Source organism: Gilliamella sp. wkB7 (assembly GCF_001693435.1).
In the GTDB taxonomy this organism is placed as follows: Bacteria; Pseudomonadota; Gammaproteobacteria; order Enterobacterales; family Orbaceae; genus Gilliamella; species Gilliamella apicola_N.
On the sequence record NZ_CM004509.1, the window covers coordinates 704,511 to 727,209 of the forward strand.

Here is a 22,699-nt window from a genome sequence, read left to right on the forward strand (position 1 = left end):
TATAACTGACTATTACAAGCACAAGGTTCAACCAAGAATATCAACTTATTACCACCTATTTTGTATTTATACAAACCATTTAAATAATAGGTTATAATAACCGCTTATTATCTATGATTTAGTACACAATTAAATTGCATAATCTTTATTGATTATACCTTTTGGTATATCACAAATTGAACGTTATTGCAGTAACCGACCATAAAAATAGCAAAATCTTAGATTTTGTAGAAAGTTAGATAGTGTAATACAGTAATCGCCTGAACTTTAAATAAAAAAGAAATACCGCCATGATAAACGAAGACAATTTTGACAACCACACTCCAATGATGCGTTTGTATGGTTAATTTGATTTTTAATGGATTTTTATCAAAGAAAATGATTTGTTATACTTTTTGTTATACTTAATCAATTAATACTACCATTATCACTTAGTTAATTTATCTATAATACTCCAATTAGGTGAGGATATTTTAGATTCATAAAATATGGATAACTACGGTTGTTTTAATTTCTCTCCAAACTTTGATTGTCTATAAACTTGGCATCCCAATATAACATCAAAATCTAATCTCTTAGCCTCAACACAAATCATTTCAATATGATATTTAGTTGATAAATGAAGTACTATTTTAATTCCTTGATCTTCAGAAAGATAATTTTCTTTCATTAACATTTACTTCAAGAAATCAATATTTTTACGTAATGGTTAACTATCTTTAAATAAAGCGATACGAAGGACATCTCCAGTAATCCAATCAATAGTCATACTGTACATTAGATGTATACATAGATATTGGATTATTTTTTATAACCGCTAGCCTTCGTTTCTCACTTTTTTTCTTGGTCATGAATAGAATTAAATATTTATATATTACTGTTAAGAGATACCCGAGCAATATTATTACCCACATTCTTCGTTATAGTTAAATTAGGGGTAAAAAAATACCTGTACGTACATTTGGGCTCTTTCGGTTTAGTAGGGGCGGCCATATCCACTTTCACATGGTTAACAATTAGTTCTATGAAACCAATTTAGTTTTATTAATTCATTATTATTCATTGAGTAATCATCTTAACTGGATATTAATAATAAAGAGAAGAAATTTATACATATCATTATTTCGAGAATTTTTACTTTTTTATCTGATTTTCTATAAAAGTTAATAATTCATTATACTTAAAACTGGCATATTTACTCATTTTATCAGGATCCACTTTTGATAGAACATATGAATCATTAACATAATCCCTGTAACTTTCACCTCTACTATAGAATCGCCTATAACTGTTGATGTTAAAGTCACTTTCATCCATCGTAGGGTAAAATAATTTAAAATTTATATAAAAATTAATATATTCATTAAATTTTTTATTTTTAGATAAAAATTTTTGTGAAGCAAAACGAACAAATACTTTGACTTGATCTTCAAAATCAACTTTATATTTCTGTTTAATATATTCCTCTTTAACTATTTTATATTCTATCTCCTCTTTTGACATTTTCTCTTTTCCATCTTTCTGGTTACGGAATGCAGTCTCTATCATATCTTCAGTAATACCTAATTGGTCAAGGTGCATCTTTCGTTCTTTGTAATACCTTCTATCTGGCTCAAAATGATAATCATCTAATTTTTTAAGTGATTGGAAATAGTATTTATATATTTCTTCTCCTTGATAGTCATTATTGAGAATTACATACCACTGAAATGTTGAAAAAAGTTCAATATAACAAACCAATTTAGTTGGTTTTGTTAACGTGGTAAACAGTATCAAACAATGAGATGGGAAATTCCTAATTTCTGATTTCTCTCTTTCTATTATCGAGTCAATAATCTGCAATGGATAATATTGTACTAATGTTATTTTTTCTTTAATTCTATTAGATAAATTAACATTCAAATCTAATACTAGTGGTAGTTTGTCTCTCAAAATACCTTGACTACAAGCAAAACCAATCGCAATCTTTGCAATTCCTCTGTTAAAATGTTCACTATTCATTGGAAATGAAAATTCAACTAACGCTTTAATATTATGGCACTTTATTATTTCTGGTTTATTATTTTTAATTTCCCTCTCAACCTTCTTAATATATTTTGGTAACTGCTTTTTACTCGCATATATAATTAATTTTTTTCCATTCTCAATATATCGATAAAATGGCTTAACAGGTGTAATTTTAAAATTATTCCAAACCACCTCTATTCCTTTTACATTTACTCCATATTCATCTATTTCACTGATAATTATACCTTTTATAGATTTTGTTTTTGTTCTAGACTCTCTATCTTTTCGAATATCAAGTAGACTGGATATATTTTTAAATATATCAGAGAATGGTTTATCAATCCCTTTCCCTAGTAGAATTCCACAATCTTTACATAAAATTCTATCACCAGTCAATTGTCCCCCAATTGCCTGTTGTATGATATGTTCACGATGATCCACAACTGATAATTGATTGAACTCCTCTCCACACAAATAACATCTATCAATTCTTAGCCTCTTGTCAATAATTGATAAAGGTTTTATATTTAAATCCAAAAGTTGTTTAGCAAATTCTTTATGCCATTTATTTGGAATGCCAATCACAAAAAAATTCCTAGCTCGAGTTAATGCTACATAACCAATACGACCTAATTCAGTTTCTGTACCATTCATCATTTCTCTTAAATGCTTTTTTTCTTTTGGCATATATAACACAGCCTCAAGGCTCTCTCCTTTTACTTGATGAACTGTATCAATTCGTATATTTTTTTTACCATCACCTTTCAATAAATCAGAATCTGCAATCAAAGCTTCTTCTGAAAGTTTTTTTGAAGATATAATATGACCAATCATGCCATCAGTTTCATATCCATAATTTTTTTCTATTTCAGTTAATAAATTAGTGATGTTAGATTTTAGCATTGGATGCCATTGTTTTTTCGCTAATAAACTTCCTGACGGTAATCCTGTCAGTGGATTACGAACAAATGTCCAAATCATTTTTTTTAAAAGTTTAAACTCAGGATCAGTATTAATTATTTGAACGAAATTAATAGGTAATGAAATTAACAGTCCAGATAAACAAGAAACAACAATATCAAAAGCTTCTTTATAATTTTTATTTTTATCTCTTTTTATCGTTGCCAAAGCTAATTGTTTAGTCTTACCTTGCCCTAATTCTTTTACCTTTAATAATTTGTCAATACCAGACCAACCCCGATATAAAACAGCAGAATTATCAAGATTCATTCCTATTGAATCAACCTTTGAAATAAAATTATCTATCACATTTTCAGTTTGATTTTCATTATACAATATATAATATATGCCATAATCAGCATTTTCTTGTTGTCTGTATGCGGTATCATCTCTTTTAGAAATTGAATTCGCCGTTAAAACAATATTTGGAATAGAACGATAATTAGTTGATAACGAGTAACTATTCTTTATTTTCTCGCTAAATGATGTAAGAAACGAACCATCCGCTCCTGAGAATTCAAATATTGCTTGATTAGGATCACCAATTAATATTAATTTACTTCCTGCTTTATGTAAAGTTTCCAATATTAATCCGTGCATAAGATCAATATCTTGAGCTTCATCAACAATGATAATAGGAAAACGATTAACTATTGCAGATAATAGATTTTTATTTTTCGCAAGGGTTTGTAAAACCCAAAACTTACCTAATTCATGAGTATATGCACCAATATTAGCCAAACGTTTAGTTACATCAACACCATTATTTATAGAAAATAACTCATTGTGTATTCTATAAAAAAACTTCAATTTGTTATCTTTTACTCTAATAGTAACGTTATTTATATCTTCTCTGGGTACAGGTTGTTTATTGCCCAACTTTGTCTCATACCAATATGTAAAACTACTATTTTTTAGAAAAGCTTCTTTTCCAGAAATCAAAAAAGGAGATGATTTACAACCCATTACATGAAATGAATGAGGATGTAAAATATTTTTAGTGATAAAACTATCAAGAGTTTCTATACAAACCCTATTACTAAATCTATCAATATTTTTCTGAACTGAACCATAATATCCTTCTCTAAAGGTTTTTATAGCAGTATTGGTAAATGAGAGTAAAGCTATATATCCTCTATGATTAGCCATTCTTGTACGTAATTTTATCAATTTTTGTATTGCAGTTTCTGTTTTTCCACTACCTGCGCATGCAATAATACACATTGATTCGGGTTCCGAATCTACTACTATTTGTTGTTGTTCAGATAATTCCATTATAATTTTTACCTCAAACACAAACATGAGTTAACGCATTTTCAATATATTCAGGAACAGTAAATGAATCTATATCGTCTAGATCAGCTAATATATATGCTAAAGACTGAGCAAATCGACCTTTTGAAATATTATCACCATTTTCACGTTCAAACATACCACAAAACAAAATTTTAGCATTTTCTTCATTGCTTTTTGTTGGATCTAACTTATCTTTTAAGTCATTCGCTATTTTAGGATGTAACTCACTTAAAGCTTTTAACATTATAGTTCGGTTGTTTTCATATAATGCAAGATCATACTCGAAGGTTTTCACTCCGTAAAAGACCTTGATTAAATCACTTTCTAGAGCTTTTAACCTATTTGTGTTATTAGAAACTGTAACTATTTCACCTAATTTTGGGTATTGAGAATATTTATATCCATCTAACCCTTTGATTTTTTCAGGATCTGCATCGGTAATAATACTAACAGGTATAGTTAATCCATCATCACAGAACAATGGTATAAAACAATCAAAATTTAAACCATCTACACTAATCAAACTAATTGCATGTTCTCTTAAATTAAATTTATTTTTAGTAAAGTTAGCTAATGAATGAACAAGCACTAATTCAGCAGCCCCTTCTACTAATATTATTTTTTGCGAAAAAAACAACTCTGCTCTAGTTATATCTAAGTATCGTTCAAGTTTATACAACTTTTTTTTATGTTCAGTTTTAGATGTATCAAATTTAATATTTCTAGGTGAAAAGGCTCTAACTTTGTTGTTATTTTCAATCATACACGTTAAAGAATTGAGTTTTGCTAAGCTAGCAAAATTAGATGAATGACTTGTAATAAATAACTGGATATTGTTAGATTGAATCTGTTTAAAATACTCTAACAAAATAACTTGTAATTGAGGATGTAAATGTGCTTCTGGTTCTTCTATTATTAAGCCTCGATAAATGACATTAGGATCATTGATCATTTCACTAAGGACTACAGCCATATATATAAGATTGTTATACCCTAATCCATTATAATCTATATCAAATCCATTAGTTAACATTGATAATCTAGAAGTTAATTGCTCATAGGTTGTTCCACTTACATCTAATTGTAATGCTTGAGATAATTGTTTCCCAAGCATTAAGTTATGCCTTTCTAATATAGATTGTTCAGTATTTTTTACTGGTGATCGTCGTTTTAATAAAAGTTCGAACCTCTTAATTAATGTTTCTACACTTTCTTTACCTTTTAAATCCTGTTTACCATATAAACGCATTAAACGAGCTAGCTGGCTGTTACGATTAGGTTTTAAGCCTGATGAAGCATCTCGAAGAGGCTGCAAATAGACTCCTTTAAGGCTTTCTAACATATCTATAGTTACTGGTGTATCTTCAAGTTTACCACTCCAGCGTTTAATACGCATTTTACCTGTTTCATCTATTAGACTATAACGAATATTAATGTGCGCCTCAAACCTGTTTTCTTCTATTGGAACTAAGGCATTAAGGAACTCAGCTTCATCTTGTTCATCTAATTCACTAAATATAAAATTAAACTCTATATTGTCACTGCAAGGTTTCATATCAATTCGATGGATATCGTCAATAGACAATCGAGGATAAGGGTCTTCATGACCAGCCAAAAGGGACCTTAAAGCATCAACAACTGCTGTTTTACCAATATTATTTGGCCCTAAAATGACATTTAAACCTGAAACAAAATTAAATTCCGCATATTCTATTTTACGAAAATTTTTTATTATCAATTTAGATAAATACATATACTTTAGACCTTAAAATAAGAAAAAATTATTTTTGCGTGCTCTTCTTTGAAATGCCGAGTACTAATTTGTTTTTGATACCAACTTTCAGAAAAAGGAATACATTTTTTATATTTTTCGTCAACTTCTTTGTTATTCTCAAGAAAACATGGCTGTAAAATCACATCATTCCACCATTCATTTTCGGGACATTTTCTACGTATTTTTTTACGCTTAAATTTGTAGTAATACTGTATTCCACTACTAAATGAGTAATTAGATTTAAGTAAAAGAATAATCATGATCCCCCATAGCTTAATTCCCTTATAATTCCATATACCTGTTGCATCAGCTGCTTGAATTATGTCAATGAATTCACTTTGAGATAAACATCCACTTTTTCCACCTTTAATTTTATGACATAATTCATAAGCACAAAGCAGATTTTCTTTTTTAAAAAACTCATTACGTAATGACATGCCATTTTCAATATCTAAAGGTGTCCGATCCAAAAAACCATTTCTAGCTGATGAACTATGCAATGGACATTTATGAATTATATTAGTTGCTTTATGGTGTTTAAAACATTCTGTAACATTTGGGCTATTCACACCATACGAAAATAACGGTTCATTGCAGGAGATACATAATGCAGGATATTCAATATCATTGGCTCGATTATTTGCCTCATATTGAGATGGGGTAACTAGCTGCCCTCCTTTTTCTTTGTAGTAAGCCTTGGATAATAAACTCATATTGTTAACCTTTTATAAACACAAAAAATTGAACTTAAATTTTACTTTAGTTATATATTAATTCATATATAACTAAAGTATAATATATTTGTACTACTAGCACCTTAGCTTAGAAATAAATTTACTCCACTGGACTCTATCCCAATATGCGGGTTGCTGTAATGGGCTAATCAGTTGCATACACAACATTTTTTCACGCTCCCAAAGCAATTTGCTATCAAATACACATACTTTATTTTGTTGTAAAATTTTACGGATACAGTCTTTACCATATCCTTTTTCAAGATGACAAAGTGCTTCTGGAATCGTCATTTTATCCAATAAATCACAAAAATAGCGATGTTTAAATAACTGTTCCTTAATACTCAACGGATAAATACTTAATCGTTCAAACGGATTAGGGAAATTTTCAACAAAAAACAAATCTGACAGTAATGGGGCATCCTGTGATTTGGGTTTTATCCTTGCTTCGATTCTCATAAACCTAAATATTTCATTACTAACTACATCAAGCGTCAGTGTGCTTTTTTTTATAAAAACCTTATCATAAGCAGTAATGTGTAAATTAGAAAGGTAGCTTCCTAATCTTACACCGCCAAAACCATTATTTGTTTCTTTTGGATAAAGTTTGCCCTTTGTTGCTTTATCTAAACCAAAGTAATAGTCAAAACAAGATATACCATATATATCTAATGCAATGTCAATGCGAGTAACTTTGGCAATTTTTAATAAATTAAATATCTCATCGCCTAAATGAACTGGCTTTGCCAAAAAATTGATTAAATAAGCCATTTTTTTAGGTTTAATATGCTGTGGTGATAGTTCAAACCGAATAAAATTAATATTTTTAACCTTTGGTTTGTAATGAATAATCAGACCAATATTCCTGTTCTTTTTAGATGATATTTCAATAGTTCTTGTATAAAGCTTACTTATATCTCCTGTCGATTCGTAATGCTCAACCTTATATTTTGATGTGCTTTTTAAGCTTTTAAGGGAACCCGTCAGATTTTCTCTATTTTTAGGCTCACTGGTAAAAGATAACTTATCTACTCTTAACGTTGTTTTATGACCAGTAAAAACATTATCCAAAACTTCAATATAATTCTTCCCAAAATCAATATTTTTTTTAGGGATAGTACTTACTAAGTTATTCATTACTCACCCCTCCATACTTCTGATGAACGAGTTAAATCAACTTTTTTTCGTGATAACACCCAAGCATTAATATCAGTTTCTAACCAGCCAACACTTCTATTTGTTAATTGAATTGGTGCAGGAAATTTTCCTTGTTTAATCTCCCGATAAATTGTTGCTTTTGATAATGTAGTAATGTCACATACCGTTTTTAATTTAAAAATGACTGTCATCTTGATTGACCTTTTCCAATTAAGGAATCGCACCATGCAATTCCAACGGTGGTCATTTACAAGATCAAAAAATTAATCTTAGAGAATTAAAATAATTAACCATTGAGCATTAAACTTTATAAATTATTATCCTTATAAATGTAGCTATAGCTGGCTATTAGACAATTAAAATAAAAATGAAACTAAAATTAATTTATCATTAGAATGACAGTCATTTCTAAGTTAAAATGACTGTCATTCACCATAATTAATATGTTATAAATAAATGACAGTCATTAACTCTTTAAAAAATGACTGTCATTTATTATTTAAAAATGACAGTCATAAAAAAAGGAATATTAAAATGAAAAGAAATACGTATATACAGAAAGAAATCCGAAAAAAAAAGAAAGAGGATGGGATTATTAAAGTAACTTTAGAATTAAATAAAGAACAATATAAGCTTCTTAATAAAATGAGTAGGTTTCTTTTGCAAGGAAATATTAGTCCTGGTCAAAAAAAAGTAATAAAAACTTACAGTGAAATTTTTATACATATTATAAAAAATTATCAAAGACAAATTCCTGAGAAAAAAATTACAAAAGGATTTTATCGTCGGTGTCTCGTTGCCCAATTTTATAAAGATATACCAAACCTATCTAATTCACAAATTATAGAAAAATTGAATGAGTTAGAAAATAAACAAAATGACAAATCTGTTAATTTAAGTAACCCTATATATTATTCTGAAAATAAGCTAAATCTAAATAAAAATACTAAATCAAATAAAAAGTGGGATGAAAATATTTTAAAAAGATCACTAGACAGTAATTTTATAAATGAAAATATCGAAAAACTGAATTCTATTAGTGATAAATGATATCTAGTATTAACAATATCCATGTTCTTTTAATGAAAGATAATTATGATTACTTACAATAAAATGATCTAAAATATTAACATCAATAAATGCCAATATTTGTTCAATTTTTTTGTTAGTAAAATATCTTGTTGACTAGGTTTACACTCCCCACTTGGATGATTATGTACCAAGATAACTGATACAGCATTATAAATGAGTGTTTGTTTAGCTATTTCTCTAGGATAAACACTCGTTTCATTTAAGGTACCTCTAAACATTTCTTCAAATTTGATAACCTGATTTTGCTGATTTAAATACAAAACACCAAACATTTCATATTCATATAAACCAAAATTTAAAATAAAATAATCTTTTACATCTTTAGGAGAACATATTTTTTTACCTGTTTGCACAAGTTTAGCAATAATAGCTTTAGCTTCTTGAATAATAATTAAATCATGTTCACTAATACTTGGTATCATCATGTTGAACGCTCAAAAAAATAAATATCATCTAAATTAATCTGATAAGTCTTATTGTGATTTACTATTGAAAAACTATGTCGATACAGTTTATTAAAATTACTACTATCTGAAAAATAAATAAACTTACTATTCATAGCACGTATTAAAGACCAGTGGTATTGAGTACCGATAATGACACATGTTCTTTTATCTGGATATTTATTAAGAAATCGATTAATTTGAGAAAATAATTGTGGTATTGTTAGGTTTGAAGTATTTCGGTATGGCATAGTTACTGTTATAGGATAATGTTGATAATAGTATCCTTGTTGAAGCACATCAATTATTAGATTATCCATTTCAACATTAGTCATACCATAATTGATCAAATCAGTAATATTGTATTTTTGATGATATTGGTTAATTAACCTAAGAAATAAATTTTTAGGTTTGAGTTTCTTAATATATAGGTAAGAGACTGCATTCACTATACTATAAATGCCACAAAAGTTATCAAGACTACCCTGTTTGGACAATATCATTTGTTGCCTATTACCAATGAAATACTGATTTTCACTTTATTTTATTATACCACAAAAAACACAAATCATAAAAAATATTTAATAATATCAAAAACTTAAACGAACCCATTTAAAGTTGGTTACTCCAATATCAATAAAAATTTTTTGTAAATTAAATTTAACTTAACCAATAAAAATATTCTGAATTGGTTAAGTAATTATTGATAAACCAATTAAAATTTAAATAGGACTAAAAAGTTATGAAAAAAACAGTTAAACATATAAAAGATAAAATTTATCACAAATATTTAAATTATTAATTAATAAAAATCCTCAAGCATGTGAAACAAATGGGATTCCACAAGATTTTGGTGAGTTTGGTTTGTCTGTTACAAACCCTATTCCTGTTAATAGTATTTTAGAAAATGATTATTATCTATCTAGCCTACGTTTAGCTGATGGCTCAAAAATAAGATGGAAAAGAGTAGGAAGTACATATACAAATAATATTAATTCATGTATTGATATATACGAAATTTTTTCAAATAAAGGAGTTCGAATAACTTATTTATATATATCTTCTTATCATTTAAAAACGTCGGAAAAAGCACCAAAAGGTTTAAAAAAAATATAATAAAATTTATTTTCATTACATAGTATCAATTAAAATTATTAACGCTCGTTTCTGATCGATTGAGAGCTTATCCCAACGTTGCAGTAGACGAGTTTTTAAATCGTTTTGAGTAGTATAATATCCCACTTTGTTTTCATTGATTTTGTTTGGTACATCAGAAATATAATTTTGTTCTTCATCAATCAGAAACTAACTTATTGGTGTATTTAATTTAATTGATATTTTAGTAAGATGGTCAAGATTAATTTTATTTACACCTCTTTCATAACGAGATAATTGCTGGGTAGATAGTTCAACTAGCTCAGATAATTCAGCTATTGTTAAGTTATTTTCTTTTCTACATTGTTGTATTCGTTTACCTACTTTTTTGTCTATATCTGATACAGGTGCTTTTGCCATTAATCGTCTTTGCTCAAACTTAATTTACATTAATACTTATTGTCGAGATGTTATTTCTTTTGTTGAATATCATTTATTGATATAAAACACCAAAAATAATTCAATAATTAATATAAAAATAATTTTGATTTATAATTTTAAAGTTAATTTTGGATAGACAAGGAATGAAAATGAAAAAATATTTTATCGCAACAACTCTTTTAGCAAGTATAAGTAGTTTTTCCTATGCTGAAACATCAGGACTTTATCTTAATGGTCAACTTGGTGCTAGTCGGTTAAAAGCAGGAAGTATTAAGCATAATTTCTATGAAGATGGTAATGAATCATCTAATTTAGGATTTGGTTCTAAAAATAAAACTGTATTCAATGGAGGTATTGGAATTGGTTATGACTTTAAACCACAATTTAACATTCCCATACGCACCGATTTAATATTTACTAAACGAGGAAATTTAAACAAAAATACTAACTCCCGAAATGTGTCATATATTGATGATGATGGTGATGCACAAACTGCTAATTATTATTTACGAATGAAAACACGTATGAATACTTTAATGTTAAATACATATTATGAGTTTGATACTGGCACAAAATTTACACCTTATGCTTCGCTAGGTTTTGGTGCTGCATTTTTGAAATATGAAAGGACTGGATTAGTAAAAGGTGAAAGTAACGAAGATGCTGATACTGATTCAAAAAGTAAAACCAATTTTGCTTATTCTGTGGGGATTGGAGCTTCTTATAAAATTTCAGAGAATTGGTATACAGATTTACAAGCTCACTATATTTACGGTGGGAAAATAAGTGTAACGACAAATGATAATAGCTCAAAATCATCATTAAAACTTAGTACAACAGATTTAATGGTTGGTATGCGTTATATTTTTTAACTATTTTATATAAATATATCTAATTAAAAAGAGGGAAATACTCCCCCTTTTTAATTCGTTTTGAACTTAATTTATTGATAATATAAATTATAGACATACTTTATTTTAACTTGATAGAAAATTTTGATTGTCCGCGGTAAAATATGTAATCTAGTTTATTTTTTAGCAAAAATTGTTCCCAAAAAATTTTTGACTGTTCTGTATATTCGATAAATAACGAGTGTTCATCATTTGTCTTTAAAAAAGACATAGTATGTTTAACAAGCTCAGAGGCAACATGGCTTTTTCTTTTTTCGGGAACCACATAAAGTTTAAATATTTCATGGAAAAAAATTACTGTAGCAATGCCTAAGGGTTCATCATTTTCAACTGTAATAAAATGAAAATAAGGAGCATTACTAATCAAATCAACAATACCCACAGAATAATTAGTCTCTTTATTTTCTTTATCTAATACTTCTTTAAGTTTTTTATAATATTTTGAATATTCATCACTTTTTACCAGTAATATTTCCATATTAATACCTATAATATAATAGTTGTAGCCATTTTAGCTAATAATCAGCAGCTTATTATAAAATGAGTACTGTATAATTCCTATAAATAGTCGCCCCATTTTTTAACCATTTAACGCATTGTTTATCATATGAATATAAGTCATATGTACCTTCAATTCCTTTTCGTGAATGCCCTAATATAGCTTCGGCTACTACATTAGGGCATTCCAATCGTGCTAGCCCTGTGCGAACAGTTCGACGTAGATCATGAGGAGTCCAATGTGGAATATATCTAACATTTGTTTATCTCTTCGTAAACACCAGGTATATTCTGTTAATTTTTTTTGTGACAATGGCTTACCAGTATAATTGGAAACAAATATATAATCGGTTGTACAATTTTCTTTAATACTACTTAAAAGATTGATCGCATAATCTGTTAATTGTATATAACGCTCAGTTCTCGATTTGGTTTGTTTTATATGGAAAGTTTTTTTATCAAAATTAATATCCTCCCATTTGGCATTACACCATTCTCCAGTTCTACATCCAGTATATAAAGTTAATAAAAATATTTGTTTGGCTTTATCTGGTAACTTACAATTAGGCAACCAATCTAAAAACTTTTTAAGTTCGAGATCAGATAATACCTTTGTACCTTTTTTTGCAGACAATTTGACTTTAGCCTTTCGCAAGCTATTCTTTACAAGAACTGCTGGATTGCTAAAATCAGTATCAATTTTGCCAGTACCTATTGCATACTCATATGCCGCATTTAGTTCTCGTAAAACATTACCTGCTTGAACATTTGCACCTCTACTCAAAATAACATTAATAAGATCAATAATATTTTTTCTTGTTACTTCGATTGCCGGTTTTCTCTCCTAATGACTGCACTACATCAGTATACAGAGTTCTTCTAACTTCATCTTGTCCCTTAGGTTTTCTCGCGCCCTTTATTAATTTACCTTCAATCGTATATCTATCTTGAATATATTCATTTAAGTATAGATCAATCATTGCTTTAATAGTGAAACTAGACTGTTTTAACTGCAATTCCTGTTGTTTCAACTCATTGTGCTTTTGATTTTTTTGCTCTGTTTTAGGACATAACCCTAGCTCACGAATTTTTTTAATTCTTGCAGTTTTAAACGAGCCTCAGCTAATTGTAATTGAGGAAAATAACCTAATGTCATTTCAACAAGTTTTCCATCTTTCCGTCTGTATCTATAAATAAATCTTTTCTTACCTGTTTTTGAACATTCCACCCTTAATCCACGATTTTCATTTGAATCAGATAAGGGTTTATCAGAGAATTTTAATAAAGCTTGATAAAATAATGTTTTTAGTTTAGTCATTGATATAAATTCCCACTCTACTACACATGAAGAATCAGTTATAATGCATCATTATTTATTGGTTAATTCTATTATCTAACCAAAATTAGCTATAACACTGAGCTATATTAAAAATCAGTATAATTTTGTGAGATTAATGGTTTTTAATAAAACCCAATACTTTATACTTCCAATTGAAATATTAATAAGAAATACCACCATGATAAACGAAGACAATTTTGACAACCACACTCCAATGATGCGACAGTATCTAAAGTTAAAAGCTGAAAATCCCGATATCTTATTGTTTTATCGTATGGGGGATTTCTATGAGATGTTTTATGATGATGCCAAGCGAGCCTCACAGCTTTTAGATATTTCGTTAACTAAACGTGGTGCTTCTAATGGTGAACCGATTCCTATGGCAGGCGTGCCATATCATGCGGTTGAAAGCTATTTAGCTAAATTAATTTCCCTTGGTGAATCGGTCGCGATTTGTGAACAAATCGGCGATCCTGCGACAACTAAAGGCCCCGTCGAACGAAAAATTGTCCGTATTGTCACACCGGGTACCGTCAGTGATGAATTATTATTAGAAGATCGGAAAGATAATTTATTAGCATCAATTTGGCAATCAAAAAACCATTATGGTTATGCCACACTCGATATTAGTTCTGGACGATTTTTTATTTTTGAAACGGAAAGTTACGAGTCAATGCAGGCTGAATTACAGCGCACCAATCCAGCCGAACTGCTTTATCCGGAAGATTTTCAATCAATGACTTTGATTGAACAACGCAATGGGTTAAGACGTCGCCCAATTTGGGATTTTGATCTTGAAACCGCCAAACAGCAGCTTAATTTACAATTTGGTACTAATGATTTAGTCGGATTTGGGGTGGACGATTGCAGTTATGCACTTAGCGCGGCTGGCTGTTTACTGCAATATGTGAAAGATACACAGCGCACCGCCCTACCGCATATTCGTTCAATCATCAAACAATCAGCTTTCGACTTTGTGGTACTTGATGCAGCAACGCGGCGCAACCTTGAAATCACCGAAAATTTATCTGGAGGTACGCAAAACACGGTTGCTGAAATTTTAGATAAAACCCAAACTCCAATGGGTAGCCGCATGCTGAAACGCTGGTTACATGCCCCTATTCGTAACATAAACTTATTACAACACCGTCAGCAGGCAATCAGTGAGTTACAAAACCATATTGATGATATTCAACCGTTATTAAAACTGATTGGCGATCTTGAACGAATTTTAGCTAGGCTTGCCTTGCGTACCGCTCGCCCACGTGATTTTGCCCGTTTGCGTGATGCATATAACTTACTGCCTCAAATGCAGCAATTACTAAACCAACTCAATGCACCAGCTTTAGTTGGCTTGCGAGCGAAAATCAACCAATTTGATCACATTGCAGATATTTTAACGCGAGCAATCGTTGAAGCGCCTCCTGTAATAATTCGTGATGGTGGAGTCATTGCAGGTGGTTACAATGCCGAACTTGATGAACTGCGTAATCTTGCAGATGGTGCCACTAATTACCTAGAACAACTAGAAATAAGAGAACGTGAAACCTTAGGTATAGACACACTCAAAGTAGGGTTTAATGCTGTACATGGTTATTATATTCAAATTAGTCGAGGACAAAGCCATTTAGCACCGATTCACTACACACGACGCCAAACGCTTAAAAATGTTGAGCGCTACATCATTCCAGAGCTTAAAGAGTATGAAGATAAAGTCCTCACCTCAAAAGGTCGTGCTTTAGCACTTGAAAAACAGTTGTATGATGAATTATTTGATTTACTTATGCCACAGCTTGCCGATATGCAACTGAGTGCCGATGCTATCGCTGAACTTGATGTACTCATTAACCTTGCTGAACGGGCATTAACATTAAACTATCAGCAACCAACGCTTGCAAATAAAGCGGGAATTAATATAAAAGATGGTCGACATGTGGTGATTGAACAAGTATTACAAACCCCATTCATCGCCAATTCCCTGCAATTATCGCCTGACAGACGGTTGTTAATTATTACTGGGCCGAATATGGGTGGGAAAAGTACTTATATGCGCCAAGCGGCCTTAATTGTTTTACTCACCTATATTGGTAGTTTTGTACCTGCATCACAAGCAATCATTGGACCGGTTGATCGCATATTTACTCGAATTGGTGCATCGGATGATTTAGCATCAGGCCGTTCAACTTTCATGGTCGAAATGACTGAAACGGCTAATATTATGCATAATGCCACTGAACAAAGTCTAGTGCTAATGGACGAAATTGGACGCGGTACTTCAACTTATGACGGACTATCTTTAGCTTGGGCATGTGCTGAAAACTTAGCAAACCAAATTAAAGCGATGACGCTCTTTGCCACCCATTATTTTGAATTAACGCAATTACCTGAACATATGCAAGGCGTTTATAACATTCATTTTGATGCCATAGAACATGACAACACGGTGGCCTTTATCCACGAAGTATCTGAAGGCGCTGCCAGTAAAAGTTTTGGTATTGCGGTGGCAGGACTGGCAGGCGTACCCAAACAGGTATTAAGACGCGCCAAACAAAAGCTAAAAGAGCTTGAAATCATTTCAAAACAAGCAGCAAATAGTCACGTTGACCAATCGCAACTGAGTTTTGAAGCAATAAGCGAACCTTCAGAAGTTGAAGAAGCACTAAAACAGATTGATCCTGATGCTTTATCACCAAAACAAGCGCTTGACGTGTTATATCAATTAAAGAAAATGCTTTAAAACCATATTGAATTAATAAATGATACATACCCAATGCTAAACATTGGGTAACATTTTTATTAGACTCGTTATTACTATAGCATTTCCCAATAATGACAATTTTAAGGCAGATAAAATCTGCCCGATTATTACTGCCAATATTTCTTCTTAGATGTTTTACCTATTCCTGGATTAAAGCTATTAGTTGGATCTAGCGCATGATAGAATTTTTTCAAATCCTCATTAGCATGATACAAATGCCCAACATTATGCTCTGCTGGATATTGCGCTCCACGCTGATCAAGTATAGCTAACATCTCCTCTTCCACTTTACTGCAATCAGTACCTTTTTTAGCAATATAATCTTGATGGAATACAGAACAGAAAAAATGACCATAATACAATTTATAGATGAAATGCTGACTTATACTTTCAGGTAACGTTTCGAACCAATCTTTATCATTGCGTCTTAAAGCAATATCCAACGCCACTAAATCCTCAACCGTTTTGGTATGCACATTACGATACACTGTAGCTGCGCCAGCAACGGCAAAACGGTGCAACATTGCAGCCTCCGCTTCTTTATTATTACAACGGAAATAACTGCCATCACGTTTTTCAGCGGTTGAACTATTATCAAAGTAGGATTTCAAAAATGCTTCAGCTTCGGCAATACCTTCATCTGACATTTTTAAAATCAAGTGATGTGCATAACGATCACGATAATCACGCAGAGATTTTGGTAAATGATTTGGCCATAATTTACATACAGTTACTGCGAATTTATCGGAAAAGCTACCAGAAAAACAAGGAATTTTACTCATTATTCGATCGACAAAATTCTTTAATGCATACATCTTTGGTATGGTATCGGTACCCAACTTTTGAATCGCCAAAAACAGATGTTTACCATATACTGCTGCTATATCAAACGCATCTCGGTGAATATACTCACCCGATACAGGCAAATTTTTAAATTGTCCTAAAATATGACGGCGAATATCATCCAATTCATTGGTATTATTCGTTCCAATATAAAACACCGCCGTATTTTCTTCTAAAGGAAACGTATCTAACCGAACAGCAAATACCATCAACCGCCCAGCACTGCCTGATGCTTCATAGTGACGAGCTGGATCAGCGTTATACCTTGCTGGTGTATCTGCATCGATTTGACGCACATGATCACAATAATCATGATCATGCCCCAAACCAGCATCTCGCTGAATATCTTTATCGGAATAATTATGATTTTGAAGATTTTGCAAAATGGTATCGGGATCATTACCTAATTCAATTCCTAAATGATTTACCAATTGCAACTTACCTTGTGCATCAAGCTGAGCAAATACTGCCATTTGTGTATAAGCAGGACCGTGTTGAATCAGTGCGCCTCCTGAGTTATTGCATACTCCCCCCATCACCGATGCCCCAATACAAGAGGAACCAATAACCGAGTGAGGACCTCGCTTATATTTTTTCAACTCTTTTTCTAAACGAAACAACGTACTACCAGGTAAACAGACCACCTGTTCGCCATTTTCGATAACATTAATGCCATCCAAACGACGAGTACTAACAATTACAATTGGGCGATCATAATCATTACCGTCTGGTGTTGATCCCCCTGTTAATCCAGTATTTGCAGATTGAGTGATCACTATGACATCAGCTTCTACACACGCTTTTAATACATGCCACTGCTCAACGAGCGTACCGGGCAAAACCACCGCCAACGCATCGCCTTTACCAAAACGAGCACCTTGACGGTAAAATAAGGTACGTGCAGGATCGGTTAATGTATGTTTCTTGCCCACAATGGATTGTAGTTTTTCAATAAACGCCGTTGTTTCGTTGCTGTTCATAGTCTTTTTTCCTATATAAAAAATTAAAAGATCACCCAAAATTGCAATTGATTATTTTATAACCGCTAAAATAAATAAAATAGATACATATTGTGCTATTAAAGAAAAAGGAGAAAATAAAAGACATAATGAACAGATGAATCCAAAAATGTTGATAAAAAATATTATCGTTATCGATAAACAAGACAATCGTGATGATGATCAGATTAGCTTAAAACATTTTGCCTAATAAAAAAGAGTATTCAAGCTGATACGTTGTAATCACATAATAAAAAATATCAAAAATATTAACCTTATTTTTAGGATGACTAAATTTATAAAACAATTCTATCAGCAAATAAACCATCATTTATAAGACATGCTTATCCCCTATTATCTTTTTTCATAAATAGCTGTTACCAAGTTATCTTTAGATAGATTTGCTAACTTTCACTGCAATAAGTCATGCAATCTTGTGATTTTGAGATAACTCCCGATATTCAATTTTGCCAACAAAATATAATTAAAATTTGGTCTAAATATGATCAAAAAAGGATAAACAGATCTTGGATTTTATGGATTTTGTATTGAAGATTATTTAAGATTTTATATCTAGAAATTTCATTTTACTCAAACATACCCATAACCTGAAACTTTTTGACAAAATAACTGACAGCACAACAGCAAAAAATACTTTTTAAAAGTATTACTAAGATAATGAATAGAATTTAGATAATATTGAATGATTAGATTTAAATGAATATAAAAATATAATTATATTATCAGGTTACAATTTATTCTGTAAAAAATATTCAGGAGTCTATACCATTTCGTTATTAAAAACACAGTTTATAAGAGATAAGCTCAAAGGATATTAGTAAAAAGGTTAAGCCTTGTATTAGTTTGATCCGTTTTTAAATATTAAATTCATATAAAAAATTGAAACGGTATAGACTCCTGAATATTTTTTACAAATGCTGAAAGAGTATTTTTCATTATATTGTCGATAAAACATTCACTAAGGGATCATTACCCTAAGATCCAATTTAGCATACAAATCTTTCTAACTTTTTATTTCAATGTTTAACCAGTTTTTGCCTAAAGTTTCATTAATAGTTTGATTGGTAAACGTTGAACATTTCGGCTATAATTCTTTGCTTTAACGCCTGTAATAGCATATGAAAACCCACTTTAATTTATCATTACTATCATCTATTTTATTAATATTAATGCCGTTTGATATCTATGCTGCAGATTTTAGTGGTCATGATTTGTCAATTTATTGGGGTATTCCCTTTGTCGGAATTTTACTTTCAATTGCGTTAATGCCGCTGTTTTTACCACGGCTTTGGCATCATCATTATGGTAAAGTCACATTAGGCTGGACGCTGATATTTTTATTGTTTGCATTGGTAACGTTTGGCTGGCAAACAACGTTAAATTTAACAGCGCACGCCATTATTGCTGAGTTTATCCCTTTTATTTTATTACTGCTGGCACTGTTTACAGTTTCGGGTGGGATTTTAATTAAAAGTGATATAGTAAGTACCCCAAAATTAAATGTTGGTTTGCTGGCAATAGGAACTCTGCTTGCATCAGTAATGGGCACAACAGGTGCAGCCATGCTAATGATTCGGCCTTTAATTAGAGCTAATCGTGATCGTCAACATGCCGTGCATATTGTTATTTTTTTCATCTTTTTAGTCGCCAATATTGGAGGCGGTCTTACACCACTGGGTGATCCTCCTTTGTTTATTGGTTTTTTAAAAGGTGTCGATTTTGGTTGGACAGTTCAACATATGCTGTTGCCTGTTTTGCTGACATCGAGCTTGTTATTGGCTATTTTTTATGTGATTGATCACAAATATTTTAGTCTACAATATGGTAAATTGCCCGTAATGGCATCCACCTTTTCACATAGCAAATCAATTAAGATCTATGGGATTAAGAATGTATTTTTATTGATAGCAATTATTGCTAGTGTGCTTATGTCGGGCATTTGGCAATCATCCATTAGTTTTGAATTTTTAGAAGTTCATATTGCATTACCTAATTTAGTCCGCGACATCATTTTTGTGATAATCACCATTACATCAGTGCTCATTACCCCGAAGCAAGTAAGAGCTGGAAATGAATTTAATTGGGATCCAATTATTGAGGTTGCTAAATTATTTTTAGGAATTTTTATTACTATAGTGCCAGTACTAGCTATTTTAAGAGAGGGTCATGACGGTGCTTTGGCGCCCGTTGTTGCTTTGGTAAGTGATTCACAAAATGACCCAATTAATAGTATGTATTTTTGGCTTTCAGGTTTGTTGTCAGGATTTTTAGATAATGCGCCCACTTATTTAGTCTTTTTTAATTTAGCCTCTGGCGATGCCGAACTTTTAATGACCACACTTGAAAAAACTTTACTTGCAATTTCAATGGGGTCGGTTTTTATGGGAGCACTTAGCTATATCGGTAACGCCCCTAACTTTATGGTTAAAAGTATTGCAACCCAAAGCAAAATCATTATGCCTAGCTTTTTTGGTTATATGAAATGGTCAATTGGTATTTTGATTCCAGTATTTATAATAGATAATTTAATCTTTTTTGTACTGTTCTAAATTAACTTTGCCAATCATCTTTTTAACCAAAATAAAAGCTAGCATCATCTAAATTAACTTTACCACTGAGATCGACCAGTGGTTGTATTGAAAAAGCGGCATAAGAGTGATTGGCTAACTCATATTTACCGTCTAAACTAATTGAGATTCGACTATTCACTCTCCACCGTTCGCCATATTTGACATCTAAATCTTTTTTACTGTCATTTTAATAGATGGTTGATATTTTTCATTTGTAGCATCAATATTGAATTCACCCTCACCCTTTAACTTAAGTGTACCTTGTTCTGTCTACCATTCAAATGATGCAGGTGTTGGAAGCAAATATAAACATCAGCCTGCAACGACAATTTTTAGCTACATAGACCTCTCCTTTTAAATTATCAAAATAACCTTTAGTACGCTTACTTATCTTCTTATTCACTTTCATTTAATCGTTTGGCATCAAGTTCTGCACAGATGGACGCATAAATGTCATCAAGTTTGTAAAATTTACCAATCCAAAACATAGAAGCTATGATTAAAATTGCAGGTAGATAGAGGTAGCAAAGCTTGATGGCAAAAAGTGCACTTGGTACTTGTTCTGCATTAGCGATATAACCACCAGAAGAGAGTAAAAAGCCTGTAATTGCACCCGCACCTGCCATCGCAACCTTACCTAAAAAACCGTTTATAGAGGTTAAGATACCGGCAGTATTAATGCCTGTTTTCCAGACGCCATAATCAACAGGATCGGCTTGCATTGAAAAATAGATCGCTAAACGTTGACCTGCTCCAATCGATAAAATCACCGCACCAATTATTAAGCCAAGATGATTAATGCCTGATAGCATCATAATCCCCATTCCAACTAAATTAATGGTGCTAGCAAATAGGTAAATATGGCGTTTTTTAAGACGATTAGCTAAGAAAGGAACGGTGAGCGTTCCAAGTAATGGTACAAAAGTTGATACACCTGCAATAATGGCGGTTAATTCAGTGCTTTGGACATAATAATTGAAAAAATAAACTAACGCGCCCGTTTGTAAAAAGAATGCTCCCCACATGAGAAAGATATTGAAAGCAAATACTTTCCAAGGGGTATTATTTTTTAAACCTTGCCATGCTCGTGTTAGCGTCATTTTATCTTGGGTTATTGAGATTTTTTCTTCAACATTTTTAAAACTGACAATTAAAAAGAAAGTTGCAATGCCACCAAAAATGATTGCAGTATATAAAAAACCATGATTTTGATTACCATTACCTAGTGTTGCAACTAAAGGTAATGTTGCCACCGCAACAATGGTTGATCCTAACGATCCTAATAAAATTCTTACTGAGGATAATGTTGTACGTTCTAAGGAGTCCGCCGTTAAAAACGGTAACATTGCACTAAAAGGAATATTAACAATGGTGTAGATAAATGACAGACACAAGTAGGTCACAAATGCATAGATAAGTTTACCTGTGGTGCCAAAATCAGGCACATAAAATACCAACACACATAGTATACCAAAAGGAACTGCGCCGATTAATAACCATGGGCGACAACGTCCCCAACGGGTTGATGTATTATCAATGATAAGCCCCATTAATACGTCAGCGACACCATCAACCAATCGGGTAACTAAAAACATAATACCAACATAGTAAGCGGGAAGTTCCATTACATCGGTATAAAAATACATAAGATACAATGAAATTAATTGCCATACTAAGTTACAGGATAAATCAGCAATCCCATAACCAATTCGTTGTTGCCAAAGTTTAAATATTGAATGCATCATTTTAAGATCCTTTAAT

At 31.3% G+C, this 22,699-nt stretch carries 18 protein-coding genes and 1 pseudogene; 4 read left to right on the forward strand and 15 right to left on the reverse strand.

The features are described 5' to 3' along the window. Nucleotides 1-496 precede the first annotated feature (496 nt). The 6 genes from A9G17_RS13045 to A9G17_RS03035 form a co-directional block, all read right to left on the reverse strand. Entirely contained in the window at nucleotides 497-670 is a 174-nt protein-coding gene (locus tag A9G17_RS13045; RefSeq protein ID WP_176714245.1) for a hypothetical protein, read from the reverse strand. A gap of 464 nt (nucleotides 671-1,134) precedes the next feature. Continuing rightward, nucleotides 1,135-4,242, reverse strand: coding sequence for a UvrD-helicase domain-containing protein (locus A9G17_RS03015; protein WP_176714246.1), 3,108 nt, complete (start codon nucleotides 4,240-4,242; stop codon nucleotides 1,135-1,137). 13 nt (nucleotides 4,243-4,255) lie between these two features. Next, nucleotides 4,256-6,016: an ATP-dependent nuclease gene (locus A9G17_RS03020; RefSeq protein ID WP_065737437.1), complete on the reverse strand. Its 1,761-nt coding sequence runs from the start codon at nucleotides 6,014-6,016 to the stop codon at nucleotides 4,256-4,258. A 5-nt stretch (nucleotides 6,017-6,021) separates the two neighbouring features. Then, nucleotides 6,022-6,750: a hypothetical protein gene (locus A9G17_RS03025; protein WP_065737438.1), complete on the reverse strand. Its 729-nt coding sequence runs from the start codon at nucleotides 6,748-6,750 to the stop codon at nucleotides 6,022-6,024. Nucleotides 6,751-6,846: 96 nt separating this feature from the next. Then, entirely contained in the window at nucleotides 6,847-7,908 is a 1,062-nt protein-coding gene (locus tag A9G17_RS03030) for a hypothetical protein (RefSeq protein ID WP_065737439.1), read from the reverse strand. Next, nucleotides 7,908-8,120 carry a helix-turn-helix transcriptional regulator gene (locus tag A9G17_RS03035; protein WP_065737440.1) on the reverse strand — a complete coding sequence of 71 codons (213 nt, stop codon included), beginning with the start codon at nucleotides 8,118-8,120 and terminating at the stop codon, nucleotides 7,908-7,910. The genes A9G17_RS03030 and A9G17_RS03035 overlap by 1 nt, the downstream gene beginning before the upstream one ends. A gap of 343 nt (nucleotides 8,121-8,463) precedes the next feature. Here A9G17_RS03035 and A9G17_RS03040 point away from each other — a divergent pair, with 343 nt between their 5' ends. Further along, a complete protein-coding gene (locus A9G17_RS03040) occupies nucleotides 8,464-8,979 on the forward strand; it encodes a hypothetical protein (protein ID WP_065737441.1) in 516 nt (171 codons plus the stop codon). Nucleotides 8,980-8,988: 9 nt separating this feature from the next. Here the strand turns inward: A9G17_RS03040 and A9G17_RS03045 are convergent. The 3 genes and pseudogenes from A9G17_RS03045 to A9G17_RS13135 form a co-directional block, all read right to left on the reverse strand. Then, nucleotides 8,989-9,446 (reverse strand): annotated as a pseudogene (locus A9G17_RS03045) (JAB domain-containing protein). Beyond that, on the reverse strand, nucleotides 9,443-9,784 hold the full coding sequence (locus A9G17_RS03050) for a hypothetical protein (protein ID WP_141677551.1): 342 nt from the start codon (nucleotides 9,782-9,784) through the stop codon (nucleotides 9,443-9,445). Before A9G17_RS03050 ends, A9G17_RS03045 begins: the two are co-directional and overlap by 4 nt. Before the next feature lie 985 nt (nucleotides 9,785-10,769). Continuing rightward, the gene (locus A9G17_RS13135; RefSeq protein ID WP_218059743.1) at nucleotides 10,770-10,979 is read right to left on the reverse strand and encodes a helix-turn-helix domain-containing protein; all 210 of its coding nucleotides are present in this window, start codon (nucleotides 10,977-10,979) and stop codon (nucleotides 10,770-10,772) included. A 170-nt stretch (nucleotides 10,980-11,149) separates the two neighbouring features. On the opposite strand from A9G17_RS13135, the gene A9G17_RS03060 reads away from it, so the two are divergent. Beyond that, nucleotides 11,150-11,872 (forward strand): outer membrane protein, encoded by a 723-nt coding sequence (locus A9G17_RS03060; protein WP_065737443.1) that lies wholly within the window; start codon nucleotides 11,150-11,152, stop codon nucleotides 11,870-11,872. Nucleotides 11,873-11,972: 100 nt separating this feature from the next. Here the strand turns inward: A9G17_RS03060 and A9G17_RS03065 are convergent, their stop codons facing one another. The 3 genes from A9G17_RS03065 to A9G17_RS13145 all read right to left on the reverse strand — a co-directional run bounded on the left by A9G17_RS03065 (nucleotide 11,973) and on the right by A9G17_RS13145 (nucleotide 13,727). Then, nucleotides 11,973-12,389 (reverse strand): GNAT family N-acetyltransferase, encoded by a 417-nt coding sequence (locus A9G17_RS03065; protein ID WP_065737444.1) that lies wholly within the window; start codon nucleotides 12,387-12,389, stop codon nucleotides 11,973-11,975. Nucleotides 12,390-12,605: 216 nt separating this feature from the next. Continuing rightward, entirely contained in the window at nucleotides 12,606-13,193 is a 588-nt protein-coding gene (locus tag A9G17_RS13140; protein WP_218059744.1) for a tyrosine-type recombinase/integrase, read from the reverse strand. 291 nt (nucleotides 13,194-13,484) lie between these two features. Next, nucleotides 13,485-13,727 (reverse strand): Arm DNA-binding domain-containing protein, encoded by a 243-nt coding sequence (locus A9G17_RS13145; protein WP_218059745.1) that lies wholly within the window; start codon nucleotides 13,725-13,727, stop codon nucleotides 13,485-13,487. 199 nt (nucleotides 13,728-13,926) lie between these two features. On the opposite strand from A9G17_RS13145, the gene mutS reads away from it, so the two are divergent. Then, on the forward strand, nucleotides 13,927-16,485 hold the full coding sequence (mutS, locus tag A9G17_RS03075) for a DNA mismatch repair protein MutS (protein ID WP_065737445.1): 2,559 nt from the start codon (nucleotides 13,927-13,929) through the stop codon (nucleotides 16,483-16,485). Nucleotides 16,486-16,613: 128 nt separating this feature from the next. On the opposite strand, the gene dld is transcribed toward mutS, so the two are convergent. Continuing rightward, the gene (gene dld / locus A9G17_RS03080) at nucleotides 16,614-18,329 is read right to left on the reverse strand and encodes a D-lactate dehydrogenase (RefSeq protein ID WP_065737446.1); all 1,716 of its coding nucleotides are present in this window, start codon (nucleotides 18,327-18,329) and stop codon (nucleotides 16,614-16,616) included. 1,157 nt (nucleotides 18,330-19,486) lie between these two features. Between dld and A9G17_RS03085 the strand changes: the two genes are divergently transcribed. After that, complete coding sequence (locus A9G17_RS03085) at nucleotides 19,487-20,917, forward strand: sodium:proton antiporter (protein ID WP_065737447.1); 1,431 nt, start codon at nucleotides 19,487-19,489, stop codon at nucleotides 20,915-20,917. 22 nt (nucleotides 20,918-20,939) lie between these two features. On the opposite strand, the gene A9G17_RS12805 is transcribed toward A9G17_RS03085, so the two are convergent. Both A9G17_RS12805 and A9G17_RS03090 read right to left on the reverse strand, forming a co-directional pair. Then, on the reverse strand, nucleotides 20,940-21,077 hold the full coding sequence (locus tag A9G17_RS12805) for a carbohydrate porin (protein ID WP_081301654.1): 138 nt from the start codon (nucleotides 21,075-21,077) through the stop codon (nucleotides 20,940-20,942). A 256-nt stretch (nucleotides 21,078-21,333) separates the two neighbouring features. After that, complete coding sequence (locus A9G17_RS03090) at nucleotides 21,334-22,683, reverse strand: MFS transporter (protein WP_065737448.1); 1,350 nt, start codon at nucleotides 22,681-22,683, stop codon at nucleotides 21,334-21,336. Nucleotides 22,684-22,699: the final 16 nt, after the last annotated feature.